The 1,835-nt window shown below is 63.2% G+C and carries 2 protein-coding genes; both read right to left on the reverse strand.

What is annotated here, in order from left to right; translation table 11 throughout:
• The coding region (locus tag WFK98_RS27180; protein ID WP_336802515.1) for a hypothetical protein at positions 1-237 on the reverse strand (237 nt) is incomplete at its 3' end.
• Between the two features lie 12 nt (positions 238-249).
• Positions 250-1,647, reverse strand: coding sequence for a DUF1565 domain-containing protein (locus WFK98_RS27185; protein ID WP_336802516.1), 1,398 nt, complete (start codon positions 1,645-1,647; stop codon positions 250-252).
• Positions 1,648-1,835 lie beyond the last annotated feature (188 nt).

Here is a 1,835-nt window from a genome sequence, read left to right on the forward strand (position 1 = left end):
GACCTCGAAGCGCTTCGCCGCCGCATAGGCGAGAAGGTTGGCGACTGTGGGGGCGATCGGAGGCCCCGGCATTCCGAGACGGGCCAGCGCCTCGATCAGCTCCGCCTCGTTTAGGATGCGGGTGACGCCGGCCGCTGGCGGTAGCGTGCTGACATAGGCGTTGGCCGCGCTCGACCAGAAGCGACTTTCGTCGCCACCGATGATCCAGAACCAATTTTCGGGGGTGAACCTGAGCATTTTGATCTCGCCTTAAATGTACTGCGCTCCGGTGGCCGACGTTCCGGCCGAGTTGCCCGGTAGAAACGAGGACCCTCCGCCCCAGACCGTGATCAGGGAGTTCGTTTCCCCCTGATACCGCTTGCCCGTCGCCGAGCCGGTGAAGGTGCAGCCACCGAAGACGACCGTCGAGAGCAGCGAGCTGAGAGCAAAAGCCGAAGAGAATGCTGGGGTGCCGGCAAGGGTAATTGCTTGCGACTGGCAGTTGATCAGTCCGCCGTATGCGACTGCGTGATATGCCGCCGCGCCAACGATAGAATACGCCCCTTCCGCGAGGACTTTTCCATCCGACGACACATTCATGTGCGCTCCGCCGGCTGATGCACCGAAGCGAACATTCCGGAACCAGAGCGTCCCGGAATTGCTGGCAGCAAGACAGTTGCCGGCGGACGTCGCCCGCATCTCAAGATCGCGGATTTCCAGTCGGCCACCTTCTGACGCGAAGCAGGCATCCGCCGTGACGATCACATTGCCAGGTGTGGCGTTGTTGCCCTGAATGCGAAGTCGACCAGAGCCGATCAACGGTGCTCGCATGATGCCGCCGGCGGTATACGTCCCATCCGCAAGCTGGATGATCACGGTGTAGACGCTGGTATCAAGCTTCAGGGCGGCGGCAATCGCGGCCTGGATCGTGAGAAACGGCGCGCCCGACGTCAGACCATCATTCGCGTCGTTTCCCGAGGTAGAAACATAAAACGTTCGATCCCCGGTCAACAGCTCGCGCGTCCGTTTCGCGATCGCCTGCCCCGTCCGCTCCGGCGTCATCAGCTTGTTCGTTGCGCTCCCGGCCTCCGCCTCGGCTTGGCTGGCGATCGCCGCCGAGGCCAGTTTGACGAAGGTCAACAGGCTGTCCGGCACCATGCCGATAGTGAGCTGGCCGAAGCCGAGGGCATCGCCGACGCGGCGCAGGAAGGTGTCGTTCGCCGCTGCGACGATGTCGGCCGGCGAGCCGGTCGAGCTCGCGGCGCGGCCGATAAGCGAGAGCGCCACGCTGTCGCGCAGCTTGGCGTTCGAGATGATCTTGTCGGCCAGATCCGCCGCCACGATGAAGGCCGGGATCCAGAGCGTGCCGTTGAACTTGGCCCACTGGCCGGAGGTCGCACTGGAAAAATCGACGCCGGTGAGCGTGCCGATGCCGTGATTGTGGCCGACAGACGACTTGCCGACGAGCGCGTTCACCAGGCCGACGATATCCGCCATCTCATGCGAGTGGTGCAGCGGCGCCAGCAACACCATGCCGGTGATGATCTCGGCAATATCGGCGTCGATCATCTTCAACGATTCAATGAGGCGAGGAACGTCCTCACTCCTCATCAGGTTGGTCTTAGCCGGCAGCAGATAGCCGAGATTGTCGGTACGAAGATCGAGCATGCTTCCTTACCTCAAACCGACCAGGACCGAAGATCAGCCAGCGACGGCCGCGCCGCCGGCGAGCCGGTCAGCCTCAGCCGGATCCGGCCCTCGGTCGCGGTATAGGGGTCCTTCTTGTATTCGCGTTCGATCCAGCCCTCTTCGAGCGCCGTCTGAGCGAGAAGCGTCGACGCCACCCAGATGCCGTC

Source organism: Kaistia sp. MMO-174 (genome assembly GCF_037147815.1).
GTDB classification, from domain to species: domain Bacteria; phylum Pseudomonadota; class Alphaproteobacteria; order Rhizobiales; family Kaistiaceae; genus Kaistia; species Kaistia nematophila.